Annotated in this window: 22 protein-coding genes; 13 read left to right on the forward strand and 9 right to left on the reverse strand. The window is 41.7% G+C overall.

Going from position 1 to position 26,021, the window contains the following annotated elements:
* Positions 1–339: 339 nt before the first annotated feature.
* Positions 340–1,608 carry a patatin-like phospholipase family protein gene (locus tag RMY64_RS15555; protein ID WP_322685515.1) on the forward strand — a complete coding sequence of 423 codons (1,269 nt, stop codon included), beginning with the start codon at positions 340–342 and terminating at the stop codon, positions 1,606–1,608.
* A gap of 158 nt (positions 1,609–1,766) precedes the next feature.
* Here RMY64_RS15555 and RMY64_RS15560 read toward each other — a convergent pair whose 3' ends face one another.
* Positions 1,767–2,954 (reverse strand): cysteine desulfurase family protein, encoded by a 1,188-nt coding sequence (locus RMY64_RS15560; protein ID WP_322700572.1) that lies wholly within the window; start codon positions 2,952–2,954, stop codon positions 1,767–1,769.
* 217 nt (positions 2,955–3,171) lie between these two features.
* Between RMY64_RS15560 and RMY64_RS15565 the strand changes: the two genes are divergently transcribed.
* A complete protein-coding gene (locus RMY64_RS15565) occupies positions 3,172–4,701 on the forward strand; it encodes a phospholipase D-like domain-containing protein (RefSeq protein ID WP_322700537.1) in 1,530 nt (509 codons plus the stop codon).
* A gap of 97 nt (positions 4,702–4,798) precedes the next feature.
* Here the strand turns inward: RMY64_RS15565 and RMY64_RS15570 are convergent, their stop codons facing one another.
* Together RMY64_RS15570 and RMY64_RS15575 are read right to left on the reverse strand one after the other, a co-directional pair.
* Positions 4,799–5,884: a glycosyltransferase family 4 protein gene (locus RMY64_RS15570; RefSeq protein ID WP_322685564.1), complete on the reverse strand. Its 1,086-nt coding sequence runs from the start codon at positions 5,882–5,884 to the stop codon at positions 4,799–4,801.
* Between the two features lie 516 nt (positions 5,885–6,400).
* Positions 6,401–6,778, reverse strand: coding sequence for a hypothetical protein (locus RMY64_RS15575; protein WP_322671900.1), 378 nt, complete (start codon positions 6,776–6,778; stop codon positions 6,401–6,403).
* Positions 6,779–6,906: 128 nt separating this feature from the next.
* Between RMY64_RS15575 and RMY64_RS15580 the strand changes: the two genes are divergently transcribed.
* The gene (locus RMY64_RS15580; RefSeq protein ID WP_094353117.1) at positions 6,907–7,095 is read left to right on the forward strand and encodes a hypothetical protein; all 189 of its coding nucleotides are present in this window, start codon (positions 6,907–6,909) and stop codon (positions 7,093–7,095) included.
* A 52-nt stretch (positions 7,096–7,147) separates the two neighbouring features.
* Here the strand turns inward: RMY64_RS15580 and tmk are convergent, their stop codons facing one another.
* The 5 genes from tmk to RMY64_RS15605 form a co-directional block, all read right to left on the reverse strand.
* The gene (gene tmk / locus RMY64_RS15585; protein ID WP_322685517.1) at positions 7,148–7,783 is read right to left on the reverse strand and encodes a dTMP kinase; all 636 of its coding nucleotides are present in this window, start codon (positions 7,781–7,783) and stop codon (positions 7,148–7,150) included.
* Positions 7,784–7,941: 158 nt separating this feature from the next.
* A complete protein-coding gene (locus tag RMY64_RS15590) occupies positions 7,942–9,120 on the reverse strand; it encodes a lactate racemase domain-containing protein (RefSeq protein ID WP_322700573.1) in 1,179 nt (392 codons plus the stop codon).
* 111 nt (positions 9,121–9,231) lie between these two features.
* Positions 9,232–10,068 carry an SDR family oxidoreductase gene (locus RMY64_RS15595; protein ID WP_322685519.1) on the reverse strand — a complete coding sequence of 279 codons (837 nt, stop codon included), beginning with the start codon at positions 10,066–10,068 and terminating at the stop codon, positions 9,232–9,234.
* Between the two features lie 55 nt (positions 10,069–10,123).
* Positions 10,124–11,551, reverse strand: coding sequence for a glucuronate isomerase (gene uxaC / locus RMY64_RS15600; protein WP_322700538.1), 1,428 nt, complete (start codon positions 11,549–11,551; stop codon positions 10,124–10,126).
* Positions 11,552–11,577: 26 nt separating this feature from the next.
* Positions 11,578–12,609 (reverse strand): LacI family DNA-binding transcriptional regulator, encoded by a 1,032-nt coding sequence (locus RMY64_RS15605; RefSeq protein WP_322700539.1) that lies wholly within the window; start codon positions 12,607–12,609, stop codon positions 11,578–11,580.
* A 205-nt stretch (positions 12,610–12,814) separates the two neighbouring features.
* Here RMY64_RS15605 and RMY64_RS15610 point away from each other — a divergent pair, with 205 nt between their 5' ends.
* From RMY64_RS15610 to RMY64_RS15655, 10 genes are all read left to right on the forward strand, one after another.
* Positions 12,815–13,300 (forward strand): gluconokinase, encoded by a 486-nt coding sequence (locus RMY64_RS15610; RefSeq protein WP_322700540.1) that lies wholly within the window; start codon positions 12,815–12,817, stop codon positions 13,298–13,300.
* A 137-nt stretch (positions 13,301–13,437) separates the two neighbouring features.
* Entirely contained in the window at positions 13,438–13,761 is a 324-nt protein-coding gene (locus RMY64_RS15615; protein ID WP_322671908.1) for a DUF1815 family protein, read from the forward strand.
* Positions 13,762–14,378: 617 nt separating this feature from the next.
* Positions 14,379–15,275 (forward strand): inositol oxygenase family protein, encoded by an 897-nt coding sequence (locus RMY64_RS15620; protein ID WP_322700541.1) that lies wholly within the window; start codon positions 14,379–14,381, stop codon positions 15,273–15,275.
* A 782-nt stretch (positions 15,276–16,057) separates the two neighbouring features.
* Entirely contained in the window at positions 16,058–17,059 is a 1,002-nt protein-coding gene (locus RMY64_RS15625) for an ABC transporter substrate-binding protein (protein WP_322700542.1), read from the forward strand.
* A 182-nt stretch (positions 17,060–17,241) separates the two neighbouring features.
* Positions 17,242–18,297 carry an ABC transporter substrate-binding protein gene (locus tag RMY64_RS15630; protein WP_322700543.1) on the forward strand — a complete coding sequence of 352 codons (1,056 nt, stop codon included), beginning with the start codon at positions 17,242–17,244 and terminating at the stop codon, positions 18,295–18,297.
* Between the two features lie 421 nt (positions 18,298–18,718).
* A complete protein-coding gene (locus RMY64_RS15635; protein ID WP_322700544.1) occupies positions 18,719–20,275 on the forward strand; it encodes a sugar ABC transporter ATP-binding protein in 1,557 nt (518 codons plus the stop codon).
* Complete coding sequence (locus RMY64_RS15640; RefSeq protein WP_322700545.1) at positions 20,272–21,270, forward strand: ABC transporter permease subunit; 999 nt, start codon at positions 20,272–20,274, stop codon at positions 21,268–21,270. Before RMY64_RS15635 ends, RMY64_RS15640 begins: the two co-directional genes overlap by 4 nt.
* 118 nt (positions 21,271–21,388) lie before the next feature.
* On the forward strand, positions 21,389–22,789 hold the full coding sequence (locus tag RMY64_RS15645) for a sugar porter family MFS transporter (protein WP_322671914.1): 1,401 nt from the start codon (positions 21,389–21,391) through the stop codon (positions 22,787–22,789).
* Positions 22,790–23,217: 428 nt separating this feature from the next.
* Positions 23,218–23,514, forward strand: coding sequence for a Gfo/Idh/MocA family oxidoreductase (locus RMY64_RS15650; RefSeq protein WP_322700546.1), 297 nt, complete (start codon positions 23,218–23,220; stop codon positions 23,512–23,514).
* 110 nt (positions 23,515–23,624) lie between these two features.
* Positions 23,625–25,235: an iron uptake porin gene (locus RMY64_RS15655; protein WP_322700547.1), complete on the forward strand. Its 1,611-nt coding sequence runs from the start codon at positions 23,625–23,627 to the stop codon at positions 25,233–25,235.
* Positions 25,236–25,315: 80 nt separating this feature from the next.
* Here the strand turns inward: RMY64_RS15655 and RMY64_RS15660 are convergent.
* Positions 25,316–26,021: HEAT repeat domain-containing protein (locus RMY64_RS15660; protein WP_322700548.1), on the reverse strand; the 706-nt coding region annotated here is incomplete at its 5' end.

The following is a 26,021-nucleotide window of genomic DNA, read 5'->3' on the forward strand; positions in this document are numbered from 1 at the left end:
TTTTATTAATAATATTACAGGATGCGATGTCTATGGCGGGCTACGCCTACGCAAATATGTAAGTAAATTAGGGTTACGTGAAACGCCCGAAACGACCAATTATCATAATTTACATCATGCTTAGTTTGTACAGTGCTTAAGTGGTAAACTCCTTTAACCCTTTCGGTGGTGTTGCTGATTAGATGTATGAATTTTTTTGTAGAAAGGTAAAATCATTGTGGTAAAAGTGTAAACGCTACGGACACTTGCTTCTCTTTTCTGACACACCGTGAAATTTTTCACCAATAACTGGGAACCATATAACCATTGTTTTAATGGTTGTCTTATTAGGAGTAGGTTATGACATTCAAAATTCTCAGTTTAGATGGTGGTGGAATTCGTGGTGTAGTTTCAGTACAAATGCTCAAAGAGGTTGAAAGTCGAATCCAAGCAACTTACGGCTTAGAATTACACCAATACTTTGACATGATTACTGGTACTTCTACTGGTTCAATTATTGCTGCGGGACTGGCGAAAGGCTTAAACACAACTCAACTGCTGAAACTATATGAAACAAAAGCCGAGCAAATCTTCCCGCAGCCAAGGAATTTTGAAAAACCCTGGCGATTTGTCAGAAATATATTTTCACCTAAATATTCTCATGATGGATTAGAGAAAGCTCTGGAAGATGAATCTGCTTTAGGTGAGACTAAAATTGGCGAAATTACGAATACTATATTGTTGATTCTCGCCTATGATATGCGTTATCGCAACACAACTTTTTTCACCAATTTACATCCTGATTTAGGTGCTCGCTGGTACGATGGAATTCCACTAAAAGATATATGTATTAGTTCGGCATCAGCGCCAACTTTCTTCCCTCCACGCGAGTTAAAAGCATCTAACGAACAGGTATTTGGTAAATGGTCATTCCCTCATATTGATGGTGGAGTTTGTGCTAATAATCCATCCTTGGCAGCAATTAGTCAAGCTTTAAAAGTGAGTCGTTCTCCTAAATTATCACTAGAAGACAAGAAAAAATATAATTTAGAAAATCTTAAACTAGAGGACATTTCTGTACTTTCTATCGGTACGGGTAGAAGCGCCAACCCATTTGAATATGAACAAATAAAAAAATGGCACACGTTAAACTGGGTAGAGCGGCTAGTGGATGTGTTCATGGAACCAACAGGTGAAATAAATAGTACGATTTGTCAAAACATCCTTGGAGGTTTCGAGTCAGGGCACTACCTCCGATTGGATTTTGATTTGAATGAAAGATACAAACCCTTAGCAAATGAAGATTATAAAATGACTCGTACTCTCATAGAAAAAAAATATCAAAGGAAAAATCAGTACTTAGTTCAAGCTGTAAATACAAACTTAAAAGAATACAATGATGATTGCATAGTTCAGAATATCCGTGTAAATGAAGAGATGGATGATTCCAGCAATAAAAATATTAAAACTTTGATCGCTGCGGCTCAAGCTTTCATTGATATTGGTTTGATTTATGATTCTAGAGTGTATGGTAAAGGGCCGAAAGTAAAAGATGCAATCGAACAATTTATAAAAGTCAATCCTATTACCCAGGCAACTACGAATCAGACAGAGGCTTTATCAGTCTGATACAATGCTGAATTATTTGTAAGAAACTAGATATCTGACTTCTAAAACAAGTCAGATATCTGTGGCTTACAATTCTCGCAAATTAAATCGGATTGTTATACAAACAAAACTTGTTATTAGGCGATCGCAGCAACAGTTGGCTCGCTGTTATATGACTCCTATTTGATTTTTGAAATATACTTAGGTTGCCCACTAATAACTGGTGTTAGCCTTTGCAAAACTTGCTTCAACACCATTACCGTCCAATCTATATCAGCTTCAGTCGTATCACGCCCCAATGTGATGCGAATTCCACCCAAGGCAGCTTTTTCGGAATAACCCATCGCTAACAATATTGGACTAGGGCTAAGTTTACCACTGTGACAAGCAGCACCAGCACTGATACCGATGCCAGCAAGGTTTAGCTGTCGCACCAAGGCTTTACCGCTGAGTTTTTTTCCGTCGGCGTTTTCTAAGCACATACTGACATGGTGGGGTAAACGATCGCAAGTATCCCCTGTAGGAATTAAACCAGGAATCTCAGCTAATTGGGCAAAAGCGCGATCGCGTAATTCAATTAATCGTGGTGTTTCTGTAGCTAATTCTTCGGCTGCTAATTCTGCTGCTACACCAAATCCGGCAATTATCGGTACTGCTTGTGTACCAGAACGCAGTCCCATTTCTTGTCCACCACCACCCAGCAAGGGCATTAACTCCACACTAGGACGCACATACAACGCCCCTACACCTTGCGGCCCATATATTTTATGACTGGAAAGGCTAAGTAAGTCTACAGGTAGTTGTTGCACATCTATGGGTAAGCGTCCCGCAGCTTGCACCGCATCTGTATGGAACAAAGCACCATGCGATCGCACAATTTTACCCAGTTCTGCGATCGGTTGTACAGTCCCAACTTCACTTTGACCGTAAATTATAGAAACCAAAACTGTATTATGCCGCAACGCCGCTTTTAAATCCAAGGGATTGACTCTACCTTTAATATCTACAGATAAGCGCGTAACTTCCCAACCCCACATTTCTAGCAACTTTACTGTTTCAGAAATTGCGGAATGCTCAACGCTGGAGATAATTATATGTTGAGGTACAGCGTACAACCGAGCCACACCCATAATTGCTAGATTATTTGCCTCAGTGCCACCAGAAGTAAAAACGATCGATTCAGGAGTGGCGGCGTTAATTAAACCAGCAACTTGGACTCTGGCTTGTTCTACAACCATTGCCGCCCGTTGTCCCCACTCATGTAAGCTGGAAGGATTGCCCCACTGTTGAGTGAGGACTGTTTGCATAACTGCGATCGCTTCTTTTCGAGTCGGAGTAGTGGCGCTGTAATCTAGATAAATTTGCATATAACCGATAATGGTGAGAACACACGTTGGTGATAGACTGCCGATCTTGCCAGCAGATACAGTTTTAGTGGACAAATCCTGAAAAAATATCTGTAATTCTACATCTAGTAGCGGCTTTTTTCCTGTACTTGGAAAGCTATTTCTCTACTTAATTCCGAACGCAAAATTTTGGGAATGATAAATATGTCCACTCCCAATCCACTTTTAACAGATTACAGTGCAACTTATTTCTAGACCAAGATATTTTTTATATATCTTTTTACTGATATTTTCCCTCGCTGGTTGTCAACGAGTCCAGTCATTTAATCAGCGTTCAGCACCCTTACCACAAGACCCCTTAGTTCGAGTTTACTTTAACCATTCTGAGTCTTCAGAATACCAAGAAGCTTACCGTCAGCAAACTCGCCTTGGGGATGATTTAGAAAAACAGATTGTCGATGCTATTGTGCAAGCTAAATCTACAGTAGATGTGGCGGTACAAGAATTACGTTTGCCCAAAGTTGCCCAAGCATTGGCTGATAGACAAAAAGCTGGGGTAAAAGTCAGGATAATTTTAGAAAATACCTATAGCCGACCTTGGAGTAGCTTAACATCTGCCGAAGTAGGTAAGTTAGATAAAAGAGAACAGGAACGTTACAACGAATTTCGCAAATTTATCGATCTTAACCAAGATAATCAACTCAGTCCAGGCGAAATCAATCAAAGAGATGCTTTGATAATTTTGCAGAATGCCCAAATTCCCTGGCTAGACGATCGAGCCGATGGTTCAGCAGGTAGCAGCTTGATGCATCATAAATTTGTGATTGTGGACAATCGCCTCGTAATTATCACTTCAGCTAATTTTACATTAAGTGATACTTCTGGTGATTTTACAAATCTTAGTAGTTTAGGCAATGCCAATAACTTATTGCAGATTGACAGCCCGGAATTAGCTGCTTTATTTACAGAAGAGTTTAATGTTATGTGGGGAGACGGGCCGGGGGGTCAGATGGATAGTCAATTTGGTTTGAAAAAACCGATGCGTTTACCTAAAGTTATTTCTTTAGGTAACACCAAAATTACTGTGCAATTTTCGCCTACTTCTCCAACTCAACTTTGGAGTAACAGTAGTAATGGTTTAATTGGTAAAACTTTAGATTCAGCAACCAAATCTATTGACATGGCGTTATTTGTTTTTTCCGAACAGCCTCTTGCCAATATTTTAGAAAAACGCCATCAACAAAGCGTGCAAATTCGCGCTTTAATTGAACCACAATTTGCCTACCGTCCTTACAGCGAAGCCTTAGATATGATGGGGGTTGCTCTTAGTAACAAATGTAAATATGAAGTTGACAATCATCCTTGGTCAAATCCAATTACTACCGTAGGTGTACCTGTATTACCCAAAGGCGATTTATTGCATCACAAATTTGCTGTTATTGATAGTCAAACAGTAATTACAGGTTCTCATAATTGGTCAGATACAGCCAATAATGGTAACGATGAGACGCTTGTAGCGATCGAAAATCCGGTAGTTGCTGCCCATTATGTGCGAGAATTTGCTCGTCTTTATGCCAAAGTAAAACCAGGCTTACCACCAGCAATTCAACAAAAAATTAAATTAGAACAAACACGATGTCCTCAATTGAAGAAGGCAGAAGGCAGAGGGCAGAAGGAACAATTTATATCTTTACAAGACTTAGGAAAAGTTCCAGGAGTGAGTGCTATAACTTTAGAAAAATGGAGCGTAGGCGATAGTCCGTCGTAGATATCGCGTGACTTTGTAAGGCGTACAGCTAGCTGTACATCCCTACAACGAGTATTCTACCTAGTTAAAAACATCTAAGATTACACAAATACCATATTTAAATTTGGCTGCTACCTAAACTAAGCAAACTACGGAAACGCCCATTCTGAGAAAATCGTTCTGCTATTATCTGTTGATAAACCGCCTCATAGCCATCAGTCATGTGCTCAACGCTAAAAAGATTTTCGACATGTTGGCGACAGGCATAGCGGTCTAACTCTGTTACCCGATCGATCGCACTGATGCACTCTTGAATATTATTGCAAAGGAAACCCGTCTTACCGTGGGAAATTACCTCTTCAGTAGAACCCAATTTCATCGCAATCACTGGCGTACCGGAAGCCATTGACTCTACCATCACCAATCCAAAGGGTTCCCGCCAAGTGATGGGGAACAGAGTTGCTACTGCACCTCCCATTAGAGCATTTTTTTGCTCGTGGTTGGCTTCACCTAAATACTCAATTTGCTCGCCGTCAATATGTGGTTTGATTTCCTTCTCAAAGTATTCCACATCAACGACATCCACCTTACCCGCCATTTTTAAATGCCAACCAGCAAGTTTTGCAATTTCTATGGCTAAATGCACTCCCTTGTCTGGAGACATCCGACCTAAAAATGCTAGGTAAGGAGGATCTTCTGGTTGGGAGTGAAACTCATAACTGCTAACATCAATCCCATTGTAAACCGTTGCTATACAGTTCAACCCTAATCTTGGTTCTCGTTGTGAATTGGAAATACTGATATAGGGTTGTTTTTTACCAAAACTAAACATCTTTTCGTTGTCAGGGGTAAAAGTACCGTGCAACGTGTGAACTGTAGGAGTTTTTACTAGATTTGCATAAGACAGTGCCCCATGACCAATATGGGAGTGAATAATATCAAACTCTTCTGCACGTTCATACACCGAAGCTAGATTCAGCATCTCGTAAATGCTGTAATCTTTGATTGTGCGATCGAGTCTGAGAGAGCGGGGATGAACTGAAATTAGTTTTGCCAGACTAATAGAATCTCCCGATGCAAATAAAGTTACTTCGTGTCCGCGCCGGACTAATTCATCAGTCAGTAACCCTACTACTAACTCTATACCACCATAAGCTGGAGGTGGAACTCTTTCCCACAGTGGAGCTACTTGAGCAATTCGCATCATAAACCTCCTAACAAATAAAACTTGAATTAGAAGTTTTTTCTTTCTGTTGTTGTAGTGCTTTTTATTGATTCACTTTGCATCAGAAAATAACTTCAGATACTAAACTTATTAACAATTATCTTTAAATCTTAAGCTTTTACTTCTATATTTTTCATCTATCCTAGTACGGAAATTACACACTCCTCAAGAGGTAAATACACTCTGAATGATGAAGTTTTGATGATTTTGGGCAATCTTAAATATATATTTTACTGATAACAAAAAATTTTATAAAATCGTCAAAATCTCAGATAAATGCTGATATTATCTGAAAAATCTCTGCATCCCTTGTCGTAAGAATTCAGTCCTTCTGAATTCAGGAGCCAGAATAGCTGAAGAATCAGGAAAAAATTTGACAAGTAAATGTACGCATAAAGGTTAATAGAGACAGCAAACCCTTTGGGTATATAGGATATAGAAAAGTCCCCAGCTTTAGGTTGCTAGGGACTAACTACTTTCGGCTTGTAAACTGATTTACTGATTTAGCAGTCCGATCGCCATCTCAAGGTGCATCTTCGCTTTGTGCAAGTTTAGTAAACTCTCTTGGTTGTATCGGTCAGGATAGCTCATAGCCTTGCGCTCTAAAGTTATCCGAATTAGTGCCGCTTGTTCATCAGTGGGGGAGTTCATCTCATCTACGACTCCTTCGAGGAATTGAATAACACTAAAGCCTGGTGATTTTAAACCTTTTCCTTGCCTTAATTGCGAGAGTGCTATCTGTGGGAATGCCATCAAGGTGACAATCCAACTAGTTTTGTACCCTCCATTCCCGGTAGGCTTTAATCCATAACGCCTACATAAGTCTCTCAACTCAGCAGTAGTTTTGATTTCGAGTTCTGACCTTGTGAACATAAAATAGAATTACCCATTTGTAAAAGTGGTATCGGTGGTGAACTGTTTTGACAGACGCGAACACCACCGATATAAAACTCTATCTATATGTTCACGTATCGTTCAAGCTATATTTACATCTCTCAACAATGCCTAACCCTAAAGGTAATCCAGAAAATTTAAAACCACTTAAGTCTGATAGAGAAGAACCGCTAACACAAAATCTTAATTTTCGTGTCACCGAAAAAATGAAGGAAGAGGTAAAAGCACAAGACGACCCTCCTGAGTTTTGCAGAGAAGCTATTCAGAAAGCACTGGATGAGAAAAAAGGTAAGTAATGAAAAGTTGTTGGAGTTTAGTACAGCAACTTTTCTAAAGTTTATTTTTGTCCTACCTCGCCAAGTGCAGATGTACGCGCAAAATTTCTTGAATTACCTGTTGTACAGCTTCTTTACTCAAGCTGCCATTTACCCGCACAATTCGTGAGGGATGGGATGCTGCTAAATGTGCGTATCCTTGCTGAACGCGCCGATGAAAAGCGATTGTCTCCTGTTCAATGCGGTCTAGTCCGACTCCATCTCCCCGTTTGCGGGACAGTCCGACTTCGACATCGACATCTAACCAAATAGTTAGGTCGCTTTCTAAACCACCAGTGGCAATATTATTAAGCTGATTGATTAAACTCATATTCAGACCGCGACCATATCCTTGGTAGGCAATGGTAGAGTCAGTGTAGCGATCGCATAAAATATATTTCCCAGCTTGCAGTTGCGGTTTAAGTTCTTGTTCAACGTGTTGCGATCGGTCAGCAGCATACAACAAGAGTTCTGTCACTTCTGCAACTGGCTTGTCCTCTGCCTTTTCTAGTAGCAAGCAGCGAAGATGTACACCTAACTCTGTTCCCCCCGGTTCGCGAGTTACCACCACAGAAACACCGAGACTTTCCAACCACTCAGAACAAAGCTGCATTTGGCTTGTTTTGCCACAGCCTTCCACCCCTTCAAATACAATTAATTTCCCACCCATGCTTTTTTGTTCGCTGCTATAAACTGATTCGCTAACGTTTCATCAGATCAAGAATAGCGCGAAGTGTAAAATTAACCTGCGATCGCAGTTTATGATTCAATACACTTCAGATAAAACCAAAACACCTGTAGAGACGGCGATTTATCGCGTCTCGAAAACTACGATTTAGTTTCCTGAAAATTACTGTCACTTAAACGGTACAGTATCTCGCCAGCTTTCGGCACAAGCAATATGCCTTCATCCTCTCGGTTAGCCCATTGAGTGGGTTGAATGGTCGCCGGATCGCGATAGTTTAAGTTATGAGCAGCACAGCGTTCAGCAGAAATGCCGGTAGCTAAAGTCACGCGAATCCGCGCTTGTTCTCCTTTTATCGGATCAAAAGTACCCATCCCTTTTAAGTGAGTACTATGGGCTAGCACTCCAGCAGGATAGTCTTGGAATTTATGCCACTGTTTGAGAAAGTAATCCCGCACATGATAGCCAATTTGGGATAAAATTTCGCCGTGTGTATAGCTAAACTCGGTAATATGAGGCGCATATATAATTACTTCGCCTCCGTCAGCTACTACTGGCTCTAGCTTGTACATTCCTTTAGCCGCAGTCCAAATGTCATCATACATTTGGGGCATGACTGAAAGCACTTGTTTAAAAGGCCGATCTACATATTTAATATGCAGTTTAGCTGATAGTTTTGCAGCAGCTTCCCAAGCTGACTCTGGTTTATCTATATAAAGTCCAGCTAGCTGATTTGTTTTCGGTGCGACCACCATCGCCAAACAAAGCTTTGGGGTAGAAATCAGGTTAGCGGCTCGGTTAATCAAACGCCGGACTGGTGTGATTCCCAGCGTACCAATAATTTCGTAACAAGTAATTAAAGCACCTAACCAGTGTGAGAGATTAATTACTTCTTGACCACCAATACCAGGAAAAAAATATTTATTTCCACCAGAAAAACCGACAACTTCATGGGGAAAAACTGGGCCGCAAATCACGAGCAAATCGAATTCTGTTACCAGCTTATTAATCCGCACGTCAACTGATTGATGTAGCATTCCACTGCTAATTTCTGCTATTTCATCTGCCGAAATTACTCCACAAGAAATAAAAGTATCTGGCTCATTCCACAGATGGTTAAATATGCGAACTTTTTTAAAAGTTGTTTCTCGCTCCTCTGGTGTCACTCCTACCAAGTGATTGATTTGTTCTTCACTCATCGGATTATGTGTACCCAGAGCAATTAAAAAATCCAGAGCCGCTACTCTTTGACTCAACTCCTGATGAAGCAATCGAAACATTTGCGGGATGGGAGCAGTACGGGTACTATCTGGAATTAACACCAAGATGCGCTGTCCATCAAATTTAGGGTTTGCGAAAGCTTATGAACTAGCTCGGAAACTTGCTCATTTGAAAGTGTCCCATTATTTACAGCCAGTGAATACATGACATTATTAAACTCCACTGTAGATACTAAATCCACCATCTACCGGCACAACTACCCCGTTGATGAAACTAGAACCAGAACTACATAACCAGATTAAGGTGCTGAGTAATTCATCTGGTTTCCCGAAACGTCCGGCGGGAGTATGGTCAATAATTTTTTGTCCGCGTTCGGTCAAACTACCATCAGAATTTAAGAGTAAATCTCGATTTTGTTCGCCAATAAAAAAACCTGGTGCGATCGCATTTACTCGCATTCCATCACCATACTTTTGGGCGAGTTCTACAGCTAGCCAGCGAGTAAAGTTATCTATCCCCGCTTTCGCCGCCGAGTAGCCAACCACCCGACTAATCGCTCGGATGGCAGACATAGAAGAAATATTGACAATGCAACCGTGAGGCTGACTTCTTTCCACCATTGCTTGACCAAAAACCTGACAAGGTAGGAGAGTACCAACTAAATTGAGGCTAACTACTTCCTCAAAAGCTGTATGTGGCATCTCAAAAATATTCCCATCAGCAGTAATTGTGGCAGCCGGAATATTACCACCAGCCATATTTACCAAAATATCTATCTCATCCCAACGCTGTATAATAACATCCCTAGCGATTTCTAATTGGGAGCGATCGCTAACATCTGCCACCACAGCCATACTTTCTCCACCATTAGCAGTAATCTCAGCCACCACCGCCCCCGCCCTAACTTCATTGCGACCCAAAACCACCACTCGCGCTCCAGCCAGAGCCAAACCCTTTGCCATAGCCCCACCAAGCACACCAGAACCACCAGTAACTACTGCCACCCGCTCCTTCAAACTAAAAAGTTTACTTAAAATCAACTCTGACATCACCCATTCCCCCTCTCTGCGTACCTCTGCGCTTCCCTCCGCGCCCCTTTGCGTTTCAATTCCCCTCAAACTTATAAGCAACCTTAGCAAGGTCATAAGCCAAAGCACGAGCCATACCATACCCTTCCTCTTCCTCAACCAATCCCCGTGCGACCAATCCAGCCAACCAATTACAAGCTACCCGCCGCCAAACATTGTGACGAGCCGGAATCGAAACAAAAGCCCGTGTATCATCATTAAATCCAGCAGTATTATAAATTCCCGCAGTTTCCATTACCTGATTGAAATAACGCTCCATACCATTTACGCTGTCGTGAAACCACCAAGGCGGCCCGAGCAATACACTGGGATAATGACCAGCTAACGGAGCCATTTCGCGGCTATAAGTGCTTTCATCCATGCCAAAAATGATTAAATGGAAGCGGCGATCGCTACCGTAAGCTGATAACAATGGGCGTAGATTGTGAGTCCATTCGATTTTTACGGGAATATCAGCACCTTTATCAGCTCCAAATTTCTCAAATAAAGCTGGGTTATGATTACGCATCACACCACAACGCATTTGCATCACTAACCCATCTTCCACACTCATCCGCGCCATTTCCATGAAGATATGACCGGTAAAATGTTCTACATCACCTAAATTCAGCTTACTGGCTAATGCTCTCGCAAAGATAGCTTCAGCTTCTTGGTCAGAAAGGCGTGTGGTATAAGGTGTAGCTGCACCTTGATCGGTAGCTGTCGCACCCATTTTTTTAAAGAAAGCTCGACGTTCTTCTAAAGCTTCTACAAAATTGGCATAAGTATTAATTTCTCTACCAATAGTGCTTTCCAACTTGGAAAGATTTTCGCGCCAACCAGGAGCATCCAGGTTAACTACTGCATCAGGGCGAAAAGTTGGTCTAATTTGAGTAAAACCTTCTTCGTGGAGCGATCGCTGATCCTCTAAATTATCACTGGCGGCATCGGTAGTACAAAGCACTTCGATGTTAAAGCGTTTGAATAAAGCACGAGGGGAAAACTCCGGTGAGGCTAACAAACCTTCTAGATAATCATAGATACGTCCAGCATTGCAAGAATTTAAAGGTTCATCCACCCCAAAGACGTTAGTTAGTTCCTCTTTCAGCCACAACCCTGACGGAGTACCTTGGAATAGATAAAAATGGTCGGCGAACAATTGCCAGATTTTACGGTGGTCGGTTTCTGCTGGCGAACCATCATTGGTTGGTATCCCCAAAGATTGCAGAGATACGCCCCGACTATAGAGCATCCGCAAAAGGTAGTGGTCGGGGATAATCAGTAATTCCGTGGGCGAACCAAAACGGGCTGCCGGATTAGCTAACAAAGCTGGATCTACGTGACCGTGTGGGCAAACTAGAGGTAACGCAGATATGCTGTCAAAAAATTGATGAGCTAATCGTCTTTGAACTGGTTCAGGAGAAAAGCAGCGATCGGGAGATAAACCCAGTTTTTTAGTTAACATAATTTTTGTATAAAATGTTTTAAATTTTAAATTGTTAATAATGCTGCACTGCTACCACGTTTTAATAGAAAAGGAGATAAAACGCGGTTTTCCACAGTTTTTTCTTCTATTAAATCGAGTAACATTTGCATGGCATAGCCACCAATTTCCAACATTGGCTGACTAATTGTGGTCAGCGGCGGCGTAACGTAACCGCCCAAAGCAATACCATCAAATCCAACGAGGCTTAAATTTCGCGGTACTAAAATACCTAATTCTTGGCAAGCTAACAGAGCGCCAACCGCCACCATATCGTTGTAACAAAATATGCCTGTAACTTCCGCAGTCAATAGTTTAGACAGCATATTTTGTCCGGTGTTAACATCGCTGGTTCTAGTATTATATTCGTCACTAATTGAAACCCAATCAGTATTTTGTGGGATACCAGCTTCTGCAAGGGCCATTTGATATCCTTCTAGGCGTTGCTGGTTCGATCTGCTGCGATCGCCTACACCCAAATAACCAATAGCCGTGTGTCCTAAACTAATTAGATGCTCTGTCGCTAATTTAGCACCTAAGCGATCGTCTATTGCAACTGAATGAAATATTTCTGATTGGTCTTCAGTTTGACTATTAATTAGAACTGTTGGTACAGCAATTTGTGTGAGTTGTTTAGTATGCTGTTTACTAATTCGCGAGTCAGCTATTAAAATCCCGTCTACCCTGCGGCGATGAAAAGTATCAATAGCTGCCATTTCCTCCTCAAAATCTCGGTGTGAAGCACTCAACAAAACACTCAAACCTGCTGGTTTGGCTATCTTCTCGATTCCCTCTACCACCTCAGCGTAAAAGGGATCTGAAATTGAAGTTACTACTACACCAATAGTATTAGTACGTTTATTTTGCAAGCTTTGAGCAATAGCATTTGGCACATAACTCATCTCCTCTGCCAGTCGCTTAATTTCTTCTCGCACTTTCGGGCTAATGAGAGCATTATCTCGCAAAGCGCGTGAAACTGTAGAATGAGAAACCCCTGCTCTGCGGGCAATATCTTCAATTGAAATTCTTCGTTTATTCATTATTTTATTTTAGGTTTTAAATATTGCACACGTGTGCATTTGTATGTATTATAGAAAATAATCGTCATTTGTCAAGAGATTTGAATACAACTCACATTTTGCATGGCAAGGAGTTAAAAATCCTCACTTTCACCTCCGTCAATGATTACAACTACAAGTTACAAATTACAAATTCCGAATTAGTTGAACTTTTATTAAGAAAAAAATGATTATTATCGTCATGGGTGTATCTGGTTCTGGAAAAACCACCATCGGAAAACTACTAGCAGACTCCTTAGAATGGGAATTTAGCGACGCTGATACTTTCCACTCGCCAGAAAATGTTGAGAAAATGCGGCGCGGTATCCCTCTGAGTGAAGAGGACAGAATACCTTGGTTACAAGATTTGCAAACAGCCATCAAGCATTGGTTGCAAGAAAATAAAAATGTAGTGCTGGCGTGTTCGGCTTTAAAAAATAGCTATCGGCAATTTTTGGTAGTGGATAGCGAACGCATCAAGTTAGTTTACCTCAAAGGGTCTTACGAGTTGATTCAAATGCGGTTAAAAAAGCGTAGCAATCATTACATGAGTGAAAAACTACTCAATAGTCAGTTTTATACACTTGAAGAACCAGTAGATACTCTATCTATGGATGTTGCACAGCCACCCCAAATAATTGTCCAAAACATTAGAACTGCTTTAGAAATTTAGCTGAGTGGTGACAACCGTAATATTAAGATTAATCACGTATCTAGGAAAACACGAATTTTTGGCAACTAAATCACATCAGATGTAAGTCTAAAAAAATATAAAAGCAAGCAGATAACTGTAATGGTAGGAGAAAAGTAGTGTTTATAAGATTAGCGCAACAGCATCAGGAATTCGTCCAAGACTTGGTAATGAACCTGCAAGCCTTGACAATTATACTTGAGCGGCATGGCTATACTGCGTCTTGTTATACATGCGGCGAGCAAATGAACAGTGCTTCATTTATGGTTAGCCTGAAAGAAAAGCACCTGATTCGGTTTTTAGTGTCTGATTACGGAATTACTTGGATGGAATTGTGGGACGATCGCGAATTAATGAAGTTGGAGGGTGCAGAAGCGATAAACCAGCTACAAGAGTTGGCTAATATTGTCAAGGATTCCACTGTCATACAATTAATAAAATAGTTAACGACTCCCTTGGCTGAGTTCGATAAAAAATTAACAGAGGTTTTGCACGCGTGTGTAAAACAAAAGAGAAGCTTATATATAATCAAAGGCTTGTGTACGCGTATACACAAGCCTTTTCAAAAATCTATCCAACACAAAAATCAGCTATAGAGGCGTAGCAATATGCCGACGCTGGGCGATTGGGTGCTGTGGTACAAGGTTGTCGCTACCCAGAAGGCATCAAAGTCTCTAAGAATTAATTAGCGATCGCATCAGTGCTTTGTCTTAACTCCGATCCAAGCAGATTGGATAAAACACTGGAAGAAATAAATTAACGTGAGTTCGACGAGTGCTATTTTGACCTCTCCCCCAGCCCCTACCAGGAGAGGGGAGCAAAAACCCTCCTTACTTGTTACTCCTCCCTCTCCTACCAGGAGAGGGAGGCTGGGAGGGAGAGGTCTGTCGAACTCAGGTTGAATTATGCACAGGTATGCAAAGACGAAATGAAACTTAACACCTATTTTTGCACACGTGTGCAAAAATAATAAATAAGTCTAATACAGGTTTTGCACACCTGTGCATAATAGAGTGCGAAAGTACAATTTAACAAATACAATATCGACAACTAGGAAGATATGTCTCAAACTCTAAATAATGCCATTGCTCAAGTTCAAAACAATCCCTTACATTCACTAGAAGAATGGGAAGAAGACTTACTTAATCGCTATCCCGATCCAGATAACATCGTTAAAGAAGGTAAAACCACCGAAGAGTACAGGAATTACGAAACTACTATTAGATATACGGTAAAAGAGTTTTATCGGTTAAATCATATTAATCAAACATATAATTTTGTCCTTCAAAAAGAAAAAGAATTTTTGAAGTTTGATAAAAAAGAAATGTCTGTTTGGGATGCGGTCGAATTTTTGAATCAATTGGTTGATGATTCCGATCCTGATACAGACATGGATCAGTTACAGCATCTATTGCAAACATCAGAAGCGATTCGCGCTGATGGTCATCCTGACTGGATGGTACTTACTGGCTTCTTTCACGATATGGGGAAAGTGCTTTGTCTGTTTGGTGAACCTCAATGGGCTACCGTAGGGGATACTTATCCTGTAGGTTGTGCATTTTCTAATAAAATTGTTTTCTCAGAATTCTTTAAAGAAAATCTTGATTATAATAACCCCGATTACAATACTAAATATGGCATTTACGAGCCTAACTGTGGATTAAGTAATGTACATATATCATGGGGGCATGATGAGTATTTTTATCAGATGATGAAAAACTATTTGCCCGAACCTGCATTGTATATGCTTCGCTATCACTCATTTTATCCTCAACATCGTGAAAATGCCTATGAGCATTTGATGGATAAACACGATCGAGAAATGTTTAAATGGGTACGTTTATTCAATCCCTACGATTTGTATTCCAAAAACCCTATTCCTCCTGATTGGCAGAAATTAAAACCATACTATGAAGATTTGGTGGCTAAATATTTACCGACAACATTAAAGTTTTAAACTGCTAGAAGAATTTGTAATCTTCTATTTTGGGGAGATAAAATAAGAACAAGAATTGATATGCAAACTTTTTTTATCCCTAATCAAGCTTACAAATATCATCTTGTTTACTCTTTTATTGCCTGCATATGAAAGAAGAGCAATAACAAACAAATACACTTGTCAAGCTGATGAAAGTTGATTTTAAAAATCTAACCAAAGGATGTTTACATTTTCCGAAATTTCGCACTAACAATCAAAAAGCTCTCTACTCTAATAGTATCTTTTCTGAAAAAGATTGATTGAGAAATGTTAACGTTTTTAACATCAATCCTAATATTGAATAGCCTAACTTATCCAAATACTTTGGAATAAAGACTTTGGGTTCTATCGAGAGATTTAAAACCTTTTATATTTGTAAAGTTCGATAAACAAAAATAATTTTTGCACTGGATCGGGATAAAATGAAAAAAGTCAAAATAAATAAAGATTGACAACTTTAATAATACTAATTTTTGGAATTTTCACTTAAAAGCTGTTTTCAGGCTATGCACTACAAAGTCATTTCACCAAAAGAATGTGAGTATTTTAAGTAGTGTAATGTTCGTAATTCTGCTTTAAAAATAACCCATTTTGTTTTGTGAAACTAATAGCAATAACTCCACTACTTCCAAATCCAATACCTTTGGAGTTTAAATTGCAAAAGCTAGTAGTATCACTAGGTTAGGTCTAAGTTTTTAAGACTTAGTTTATCTTGCGATCGCCTTTCTCAAATTTAAATCAGTTGTTAGAAATAGATGAATATGAAAAGAATTTTGCTCATAGCTGGTATATTAGGTTTTGTGGTTGTTGGTTGTACAAATGGCGCTCATAATGACAACACTGCTACTAATACTACTAACAAGGCTACTAATATCAGTGCAGAGAGTCTTAGTACTTCAAATAGAAAATTGCAAACAATCGGTGTAGCTTTGGGTGATTTAGGCAATCCTTTCTATAATGCTGTGCAGAAGGGGGCCGAAACAGAAGCCCAAAAAATCGGAGGGAATATCAGAGTTAATGCAGTTTCCAGTGCCTTTGACCTAAATCAACAAACCAATCAAATCGAAAATTTTACGGCTGCAAATACTGACTTAATTATCCTCAGCGCTGTTGATAAAAAAGGAGTTAAACCAGTTATTGACCAAGCAAGGCTTGCAGGTAGGGTTGTGATTGCATTAGATTCAGCCGTTGATGCAGATGTGGATGCGATGATTAGTTCCAACAATACCCAAGCTGGTGAAGTTGCTTGCCAATATATTGCCGATCGCCTCAAAGGTCAAGGTAGTGTAGTCATCCTCAACGGTACTCCAATGGACTCAATCAATCAGCGAGTGAGTGGCTGTGAGAAATCATTGTCTAAATATCCGAATATTAAACTCATCTCTAAAGAGCAAAACGCTGAAGGGACTAGGGATGGAGGACTGAGAGTCATGAGCGATTTGCTGACAACCTTTCCGAAAATTGATGCCGTTTTTGCTACGAACGATCAAAGCGGTGTTGGTGCAGATTTAGCAGCTAGACAAGCAAGACGCAATGAATTTTTTATTGTTGGGGTTGACGGATCGCCAGATGCAACCAAAGCAATGGAAGATAAGGATGGTGTCTTTGCTGCAACTGCGGCTCAAAATCCCGCAGGGATGGCTGAAAAAGCGGTTCAGATTGGCAACGATATCATTCAGGGTAAAAAACCTGAGTCATCTGAGATTCTGATTCCAGTCAAGTTGGTTACTAGAGAGAACCTCAGCAGCTATCAAGGCTGGTAATTTGTAATGACGCTCTCTACGAGACGCTAAAAGCGAACGAAGACTCGCTAACGCTACGCTAACGTAATTCGTAATTACAAAACACACAAAAGGCTTGATACAGGAAGATTAGAACATTTTACCCTGTTTTTTAATACGTCGTTTTCAAATTTGTGTAAGTCAGAATGACTTGTAGGAGATATATGAATGTGAAAAAGATTGCGTTCACTTCTGGTGTTACGCGAAGCGTAATCACAGCTAGCTTATTAAGTATCATCGGTGGCAGTCTTATCGGCTGTACAAATGGTTCTCCCGATGAGAACACAGCTACTAACACTGATACTCAACCTGCTACGAATATTAGTGCAGAAACTAAAACCGCCACTGGGAATAGAAAGTTGCGATCGGTTGCCTTCACTGTTGGCGATCTGAGTAACCCTTTCTTCGTCGTTATGGGACAAGCAGTTGAGGCAGAAGCGAAGAGAATTGGCGGAAAAGATGTCAATGTTATTATAGCTTCCAGTGCTTATGACCTTAATCAACAAGCCAACCAAATTGAAAATTTTACTGCTGCAAATACTGATGTTATTGTTTTAAATGCTGCTGATAAAAGTGGAATTAGACCAATAGTTGAAAGAGCAAAAAAAGCAGGTGAAATTGTTATTGCCGTAGACACAGGTGCAGAGGGAGGCGTAGATGCCACCATCACAACTAATAATGTCCAAGCTGGAGAAGTTAGTTGCAAATATATTGCCGATCGCCTCAAGGGTAAAGGCAATGTAGTAATAGTTAACGGGCCGCCGGTGGACTCAGTAATTCAGCGAGTTAGTGGCTGCGAAAATGTATTATCCAAATATCCCAATATCAAAATCCTCTCTAAAAACCAGAATGCAGATGGTAGCCGGGATGGAGGACTGAGAGTTATGACTGATTTGCTCACAACCTTTCCGAAGATTGATGCTGTTTTTGCCATTAACGATCCGAGTGGACTTGGCGCAGAACTAGCAGCAAAGCAAGCACAACGTAAAGATTTCTTTATTGTAGGAGTTGATGGTGCGCCAGAAGCAATAACTGCGATCGCCAATAAAGATGGTTTATATGCAGCAACTGCTACTCAAAATCCACGAGGGATGGCCCAAAAAGCAGTTCAGGTTGGGAATGACATTTTAAATGGTAAGAAACCTGCTAATCCAACCATTCTGATTCCAGTTAAGTTGATCGCAAAAGATAACGTCAGCACAGAAAAAGGCTGGGAGTAATAAAAATTATGAATTTGCAATTGAAAATTATGTCTTTTGATATAACTCTTTTGGCGCATTTGTAAAGTTTTTGCACATACCTAGAATGTCCGACAGTTTTCATTTAAATTAATACCAAACCTCATTTCTATTTCTTGGCTTTTGTTTAATAGAAAGATGGATTTATAAAGAGGTTAAAACTCTGCTGCACCGAATTGATAACCGCTATGTATGTGCATCAGTGGAAAGTTTGAGTGTCTATTTATAGTACTTGAACTTTCCCAACAATCTCTCTGAACTAACGTTAATAACAAAGGATGAAAATATCTCTTTCCCACTCATATTCAGCTTTTAAAACATGATTTTGCAATCGATAAAATATGACTTTATTCATTTCTAATTCAGATTCGCGAATTTTAAATAGTTTTTACAGGTTTTGCTGATGACAACCAATATTGAAACTTCACGTTCTGATACACCAACTAGCACCCCAGTGTTAGAAATGCAAGGGATTACAAAACGATTTCATGGTGTATCTGCGCTCCAAAATGTTAATCTGACGATTTACCCAGGAGAAGTTCACGCCCTCATGGGTGAAAACGGAGCGGGTAAAAGCACATTGATGAAAATCTTGGCAGGGGCTTACATTGCCGATGAAGGAGAAATTCGCATCAATGGTCAACCCTTGAAAATTACCGATCCGGCGACAGCACGCAAAGCGGGTATTAATCTCATTTATCAAGAATTGAATGTTGCACCGAATTTAACCGTTACCGAAAATATGTTTATGGGTAGCGAGTTGCGGCGAGGTCAGCTTTTAGACCGCCAAGCGATGCAACTAGAAGCAGAGGAAGTGCTGGACAGCCTTGGAGCCAATTTTACCGCGCAGACTATAGTTGGTACTTTGTCCATCGCCGAACAGCAGCAAGTGGAAATTGCTAGGGCGCTGAAGGATAAAAGCCGCGTTTTGGTGATGGATGAACCAACAGCAGCATTGTCTGACCGCGAGAGCGACCATTTATTTGAGGTGATTCGCAAACTGCGGCGTGATGGTATTGCGATTATTTACATCAGCCATCGCATGGAAGAAATCTATGCCTTAGCTGACCGGATTAGCGTGTTGCGTGATGGTCAATATATTGGCAGTCTGACACGCAGTGAAATTTCTCCCCAGCGATTAGTGCAGATGATGGTTGGTCGCTCCATGCAAGACTTTTACGAACATCAACGGCAAATGAATCCTGGCCCAGTGGTACTGTCAGTCAGAAATATGAGCGATGCCCGCAAGAAGATTGAGCCGGCTAGTTTTGAACTTCATGCTGGAGAAATTCTGGGTTTAGCTGGGTTGGTTGGTGCCGGACGCACAGAACTATCCCGGCTGATTTTTGGTGCAGACCGTAAAGCTAGTGGCGAAGTATTCTTGAATGGCAAAAAACTGGAAATTAATACGCCCAGTGATGCCATTGCAGCCGGAATTGGCTATGTTCCAGAAGACCGCAAAGACCAAGGTTTATTTCTGGAAATGAGCGCCCGCAAGAATATTGCTATCAATACACTCAAGCAGGATGCAAGGGGTGGAATTGTTAACTGGCCTTCAGTGAATCGGCTGTCAACAGACGCGGTGGAAAACTTCAATATCCGCCTAGCCAATTTGGAAATTAGAGCATTGGATCTTTCTGGTGGTAATCAACAGAAGCTACTGCTAGCGCGTTGGTTAGCCATTAAACCGAGAGTGTTGATGTTAGATGAACCGACACGCGGCGTAGATATTGGTGCCAAAAGCGAAATTTACCGAATTATGAGCGAATTAGCAGCGCAAGGTGTTGCTATTTTAATGGTTTCCAGCGAACTAGCGGAGATTGTCGGCATGAGCGATCGCGTCTTAGTGATGCGAGAAGGACAGCTGGTAGGTGAACTGGATGGCAGTCTTGGCAAAGAAATCACCCAAGAAAAGATTATGCACTACGCAACTGGAGCATCGGAGGTATCAGCATTATGAGTCAGACAGTCAGACCGCCTATCAATAAATCAGCCAACAATCCCGCAGCTCGCAACCGGAAATCAATCAGCACCCTGTTGGAAGTTGCGGGTATTTTGCCAATCTTAGTAATTATCTGCATCTTATTTACATTCCTTTCTCCCAACTTCCTCACCAGTGCTAACATCGTCAATATCTTGCGTCAGGCATCAATCAATATTGTGCTAGCGACAGGAATGACCTTTGTAATTCTCACTGGCGGTATTGATCTTTCAGTTGGGTCAATCTTAGCTGTTTCTGCGGTAGTTGCATTACTGGTATCGCTACTACCGGCTTTAAGTTGGGCGGCTGTACCTGCTGCGTTACTTGCAGGATTGCTGTTAGGCTTACTCAACGGTGCGCTCATTACCTTTTTGGATGTGCCACCTTTTATTGTGACGCTGGGTTCACTTACAGCCTTGCGGGGTGTTGCTTTTTTAATTGCCAAAGGTACAACCCTGATTAACCCTGACATAAATTTTGCTTGGGTGGGTAATACATATATCGGCCCCATTCCTTGGCTAGTGATAATTGCGCTACTGACTGTGATAGCTAGCTGGTTTATCCTGCGGCAAACTGTTTTAGGAGTGCAGATATATGCTGTGGGTGGTAACGAACGGGCAGCCAGATTAACAGGGATTAAAGTTAATCGGGTGTTGCTGTTCGTCTATGGTATTAGCGGATTACTGGCAGGTTTAGCAGGAATCATGAGCGCTAGCCGTCTTTATAGTGCCAGTGGCGTAATAGGTCAGGGTTATGAATTAGATGCGATCGCAGCTGTTATTCTAGGTGGAACCAGCTTTACAGGCGGTATTGGCACCATTGGCGGCACCCTTTTAGGTGCATTGATTATTGCGATTCTCAACAACGGCTTAACCTTGTTGAACCTATCTTACTTCTGGCAACTAGTCGTCAAAGGACTAGTAATTATTTTGGCAGTAACTATCGATCGGTTACGCAGACGTTCTAGACGGTAAACAAGCAAGGGAGCAGGGAGCAGGGGGCAGGGAGCAGAGGGAAAAGAACTAATTCCTAATTCCCAATTCCCAATGCCCAATGCCCAATGCCCCATCCCCAATAATAAATATATAAACTATGACCTCCACTACTACTCGTCGTAAAGCCAGCACGTTTTATGTAATTTTGATTGCTGGTGCCGCTGCCCTCGGCGGGTTTTTATTCGGTTTTGATACTGCTGTAATCAACGGTGCGGTTTTATCTTTAGCAAAAGCTTTTAATACCAGTAGTTGGGTGACAGGGCTGGCAGTATCCCTAGCGTTGCTGGGGTCTGCCATCGGAGCCTTCTTTGCCGGACAGATTGCAGACCGTTATGGTCGAGTCAACGCAATGGTGGTTGCTTCGGCATTGTTTACTATCAGTGCCATTGGCTCTGGGATTGCCTTCACTATCTGGGATTTTATCTTTTGGCGAGTATTAGGTGGGATTGGCATCGGCGTTGCTAGCGTCATCGCGCCAGCTTACATTGCCGAATGTTCTCCCACCCATTTGCGGGGAAGGTTAGGATCTCTGCAACAATTAGCGATCGTAGTGGGAATTTTCGTTGCCTTATTGAGCGACTACTTTATCGCTACGTCAGCAGGTTCAGCAGACTCGCCGTTTTTGTTTGGGGTTGCAGCTTGGCGCTGGATGTTTTGGACAGCAGTCCCACCAGCAGTATTCTACGGGATGGTAGCTTTAACAATTCCTGAATCTCCCCGTTATTTGGTTGCCAAAGGACGAGAATCAGAAGCTGTTAACGTTCTGACCAAGATTTTGGGGGGTGACGTACTGCCAAAAATCGAAGAAATTCGGCAGACAGTGCTTCGCGAACGCCAACCCAGATTTTCTGACCTCTTAAGCAGAAGTGGCGGACTCCTCCCAATTGTTTGGATAGGAATAGGCTTATCTGTATTACAGCAATTTGTTGGGATTAATGTAATCTTCTACTACAGCAGCGTTTTATGGCGTGCTGTCGGCTTTTCCGAAAAAGATTCCCTATCAATCACGGTGATTACAGGAGCCGTCAACATTATTACAACACTGATTGCGATCGCCTTCGTGGATAAATTTGGTCGCAAGCCCTTACTGATAATAGGGTCAATCGGCATGACCTTGACATTGGGGACGATGGCTTATCTTTTTGGTCATGCTCCCCTCGATGCTGCTGGGAACCCCAATCTTACCGGAAGCGCCGGGACTATAGCTCTGGTCGCAGCCAACCTCTATGTGTTCTGCTTCGGTTTCTCTTGGGGGCCAGTGGTTTGGGTGCTGTTGGGAGAAATGTTTAATAACAAAATTCGAGCCGCCGCACTTTCGATTGCTGCTGCTATGCAATGGGTTGCCAATTTCCTCATTTCCACAACATTTCCTCCTATACTGCAATATTTCGGTCTAGGTTCTGCCTATGGACTCTATACAATTGCAGCTGCTACCTCATTCTTTTTCATTCTCTTTTTTATTAAAGAAACCAAAGGAATTGAGTTAGAAGACATGTAATTAGTATCCATCTAGTACCTCTGTGCGTAATTCATAATTTGTATCTCTGTATCCTCTGTGTTTGTGAGGTTGCATGGTTAAAGGAGTTTGTAGTCAGCACTTTAGTGCTTAGATTAGGGCTAGAGTCACTCATTACGAACTTCTCAAAATTAATGTGGTGGAGTACTAGATGGAACATTCACAACTGATGACGACAACGTAATTGAATAATATGTAGTAGAAGTTCCCAGTCCGGGAGCAGGAACATTAAACAATTTAGGAATTTAGGGCCGCACTTAATAGACCAAGCTTTGCATTTATTTGGAATGCCTGATGCTATTTTTGCAGACATCCGCATCACAGGCTGCGATCGCAGATAGATGATTGTTTTGAATTGATACTATATTACGACAAACTGCGCGTCAAATTAAAAGCAAGTTTCCTTGTGCGTGAGCCTGCGCCTGCCTATATCATACATAGCACTCATGGTTCTTTTCTTAAAAGCAGAGCCAGAAAGTGAATATGGCTTGCTGCATACAGAAAAAGACACAAAAATAATTCGAGAAAAAGTCAAAAGTTTACAAGGGAGCTATTTAGGTTATTACGATGCCGTATATAAATCTATCGTTAGTAATCAGCCAATTGCTGTTACCGCCGAAGACGGAATTAATGTAATGAAAATTATAGCAGCAGCTATTAAAAGCAGCAATGAGCAAAAAGTCATAACGTTGCTTGAATTGAGCTAAAACTTCAACTTAAAATATGTAATTTTAATGTTGATTAGCTCATACTTTGATTCGAGGGTAATTTCTTTCGTTACAAGCTCATAATTCAACCATTTTCAATTAATAAATCAATGCTAAAAACTATTTTTCCTAGCTTTTTTATTTTATTTTTGGCAATTCCAGCAGTTTGGGCAGCACCTCCAGAAAACGATCCGAATGCAGCAGATGCTAATCGGACTTTGCAGGGACAAGTCACTTCTGTTTCCCAGTTTTCTGATGTACAACCAACTGATTGGGCGTTTGGTGCATTGCAATCGCTAGTGGAACGCTACGGTTGTATTGCAGGTTATCCCAATTCCACCTATCGCGGCAACCGTGCCTTAACCCGTTATGAGTTTGCCGCAGGTTTAAATGCTTGTTTGGATCGGATTAATGAGTTAATTGCTACAGCTACTAGCGATTTAGTTAATAAGCAAGATTTGGCAGTGCTGCAAAAGTTGCAGCAAGACTTTGCCGCAGAACTAACAACTCTGCGCGGACGAGTAGATACCGTAGAGGCACATACAACAACATTGGAGGCGCAGCAGTTTTCTACTACTACTAGGTTGAATGCTCAAATTATCACCGCCGTTAGTGATACCTTTGGCGATCGAGTCGGTGGCGAAGATGATGAATCCCGCATCTACTTTGCAAATCGGGGTCGTCTCAACTTTGAGAGCAGTTTCACTGGCAAAGATTTATTGCGAGTCCGGCTAGAATTTGGTAACTTTGCGTCCAATGTTGGCAGTCAAATTGCCGCAGCCACAGGTACAGGGATGACACGTCTGAACTTCGATTATGACAGCAACGAGACACTTTATGTCCCCCACATCCGTTATTACTTCCCAGTCAGTGATTCCCTTAACTTCGTTGTTGGGCCTGTAGGCATTGGTTACACCGACATTTCCACCACCGTCACTCCCCCCACAATTGCTGACGACGGCAATGGAGTTCCCTCACTTTTTGGATCGTACAGTCCCTTATTCCGGCGAGGTGGCGGCGGTGCAGCCGCTAACTGGAACATTACCAAAGACTTGGTTCTCACCTTGGGCTATTTAGCAGGCAGTTCTAATGTGCCATCGCCTAGCAACGGGTTATTTGATGGCAGCTACAACGCCTTAGCGCACTTAGCCTATTATGGTAAGCAAGGAGCGATCGGTGTTGCTTACTCTCATGGCTATAGCCCTGCTGGAGTAATCGAACTCTCAGCTGGGACGGGTAGCGTCTTGTCAAACGCTCCCTTTGGCAACAACATTGCTACTTCCAACGATATTGTCGGCACACAGGGGTACTATCGCTTCTCCCCGAATTTTCAAGTCCACGCTTGGGGTGGATATATTTGGGCAAATGCCGAGAGTTCTGGTTTGAGTGATATTTCCAATGGTAGAGGTGGAACAGATTCTCTATTTGTGAACAATGGTGCCAACGCCAATGTCTGGTTTGGGGCGATTGGTGTGTCGTTTCCCGATGTGGGTGGTAGAGGCAATCTGCCAGGAATTCTCTTTGGTATACCACCCCATGTCTCTAACAGTGATATCCGTCAAGAGCGAGACAACGCTTACCATATTGAAGCATTTTATCGCTACCGCTTAAATGACAACATCTCAGTGACTCCTGGTTTTTGGGTGATTCTCAACCCGGAAAACGACAGCAGAAATGATACGCAGTATGTAGGTGTGCTTCGCACAACCTTTGATTTTTAACTGAATGTCAATGCTTTGCTCGATCGACAGGGTGCTGAGTATTCAGCACTCTTTAGGAACTTCCAGTGAAAAAACAAAAATTATTCTTCTGTTACTACCAAATTCCACAGCGCATCAATTCCACTGCCTACATATTCTGAATCCTGGTGTTGTACAATCCATTCGGCAACAGTAGCAGTAACATTGCTGGAGTTTTTGCCCAACTTGCCCAATGCATCAGCAGCAGAGTTACGCACAATCTGACTCTCATCTTTGAGTAAACCCAGCAAGGCTTCAACTACCTGTGGCGAGGCGTTGCCCAAGTTGCCCAATGCTTCAGCAGCAGAGTTATGCACACTTCCAGTCTCATCTTTGAGTAAACCCAACAGTGCTTCAACTACCTGTGGCAAGACGTTACCCAACTTGCCCAATGCTAAAGTAGCAGAGTCACGCACAATCTCACTCTCATCTTTGAGTAAACCCAACAGTACTTCAATTACCTGTGGCGAGGCGTTGCCCAAGTTGCCCAATGCAAAAGCAGTAAAGTAACGCACAATCTCACTCTCATCTTTGAGTAAACCCAGCAGTGCTTCAACTACCTGTGGCGAGGCGTTGCCCAAGTGGCCCAATGCTAAAGCAGCAAAGTAACGTACACTCTCATCTTTGAGTAAACCCAGCAGTGCTTCAACTACCTGTGGCGAGGCGTTGCCCAAGTTGACCAATGCAAAAGCAGCAGAGTTACGCACATTCTGACTCTCATCTTTGAGTAAACCCAGCAGTGCTTCAACTACCTGTGGCGAGGCGTTG

The organism is Nostoc sp. DedQUE08 (assembly GCF_034530895.1).
Classification (GTDB): Bacteria; Cyanobacteriota; Cyanobacteriia; order Cyanobacteriales; family Nostocaceae; genus Nostoc.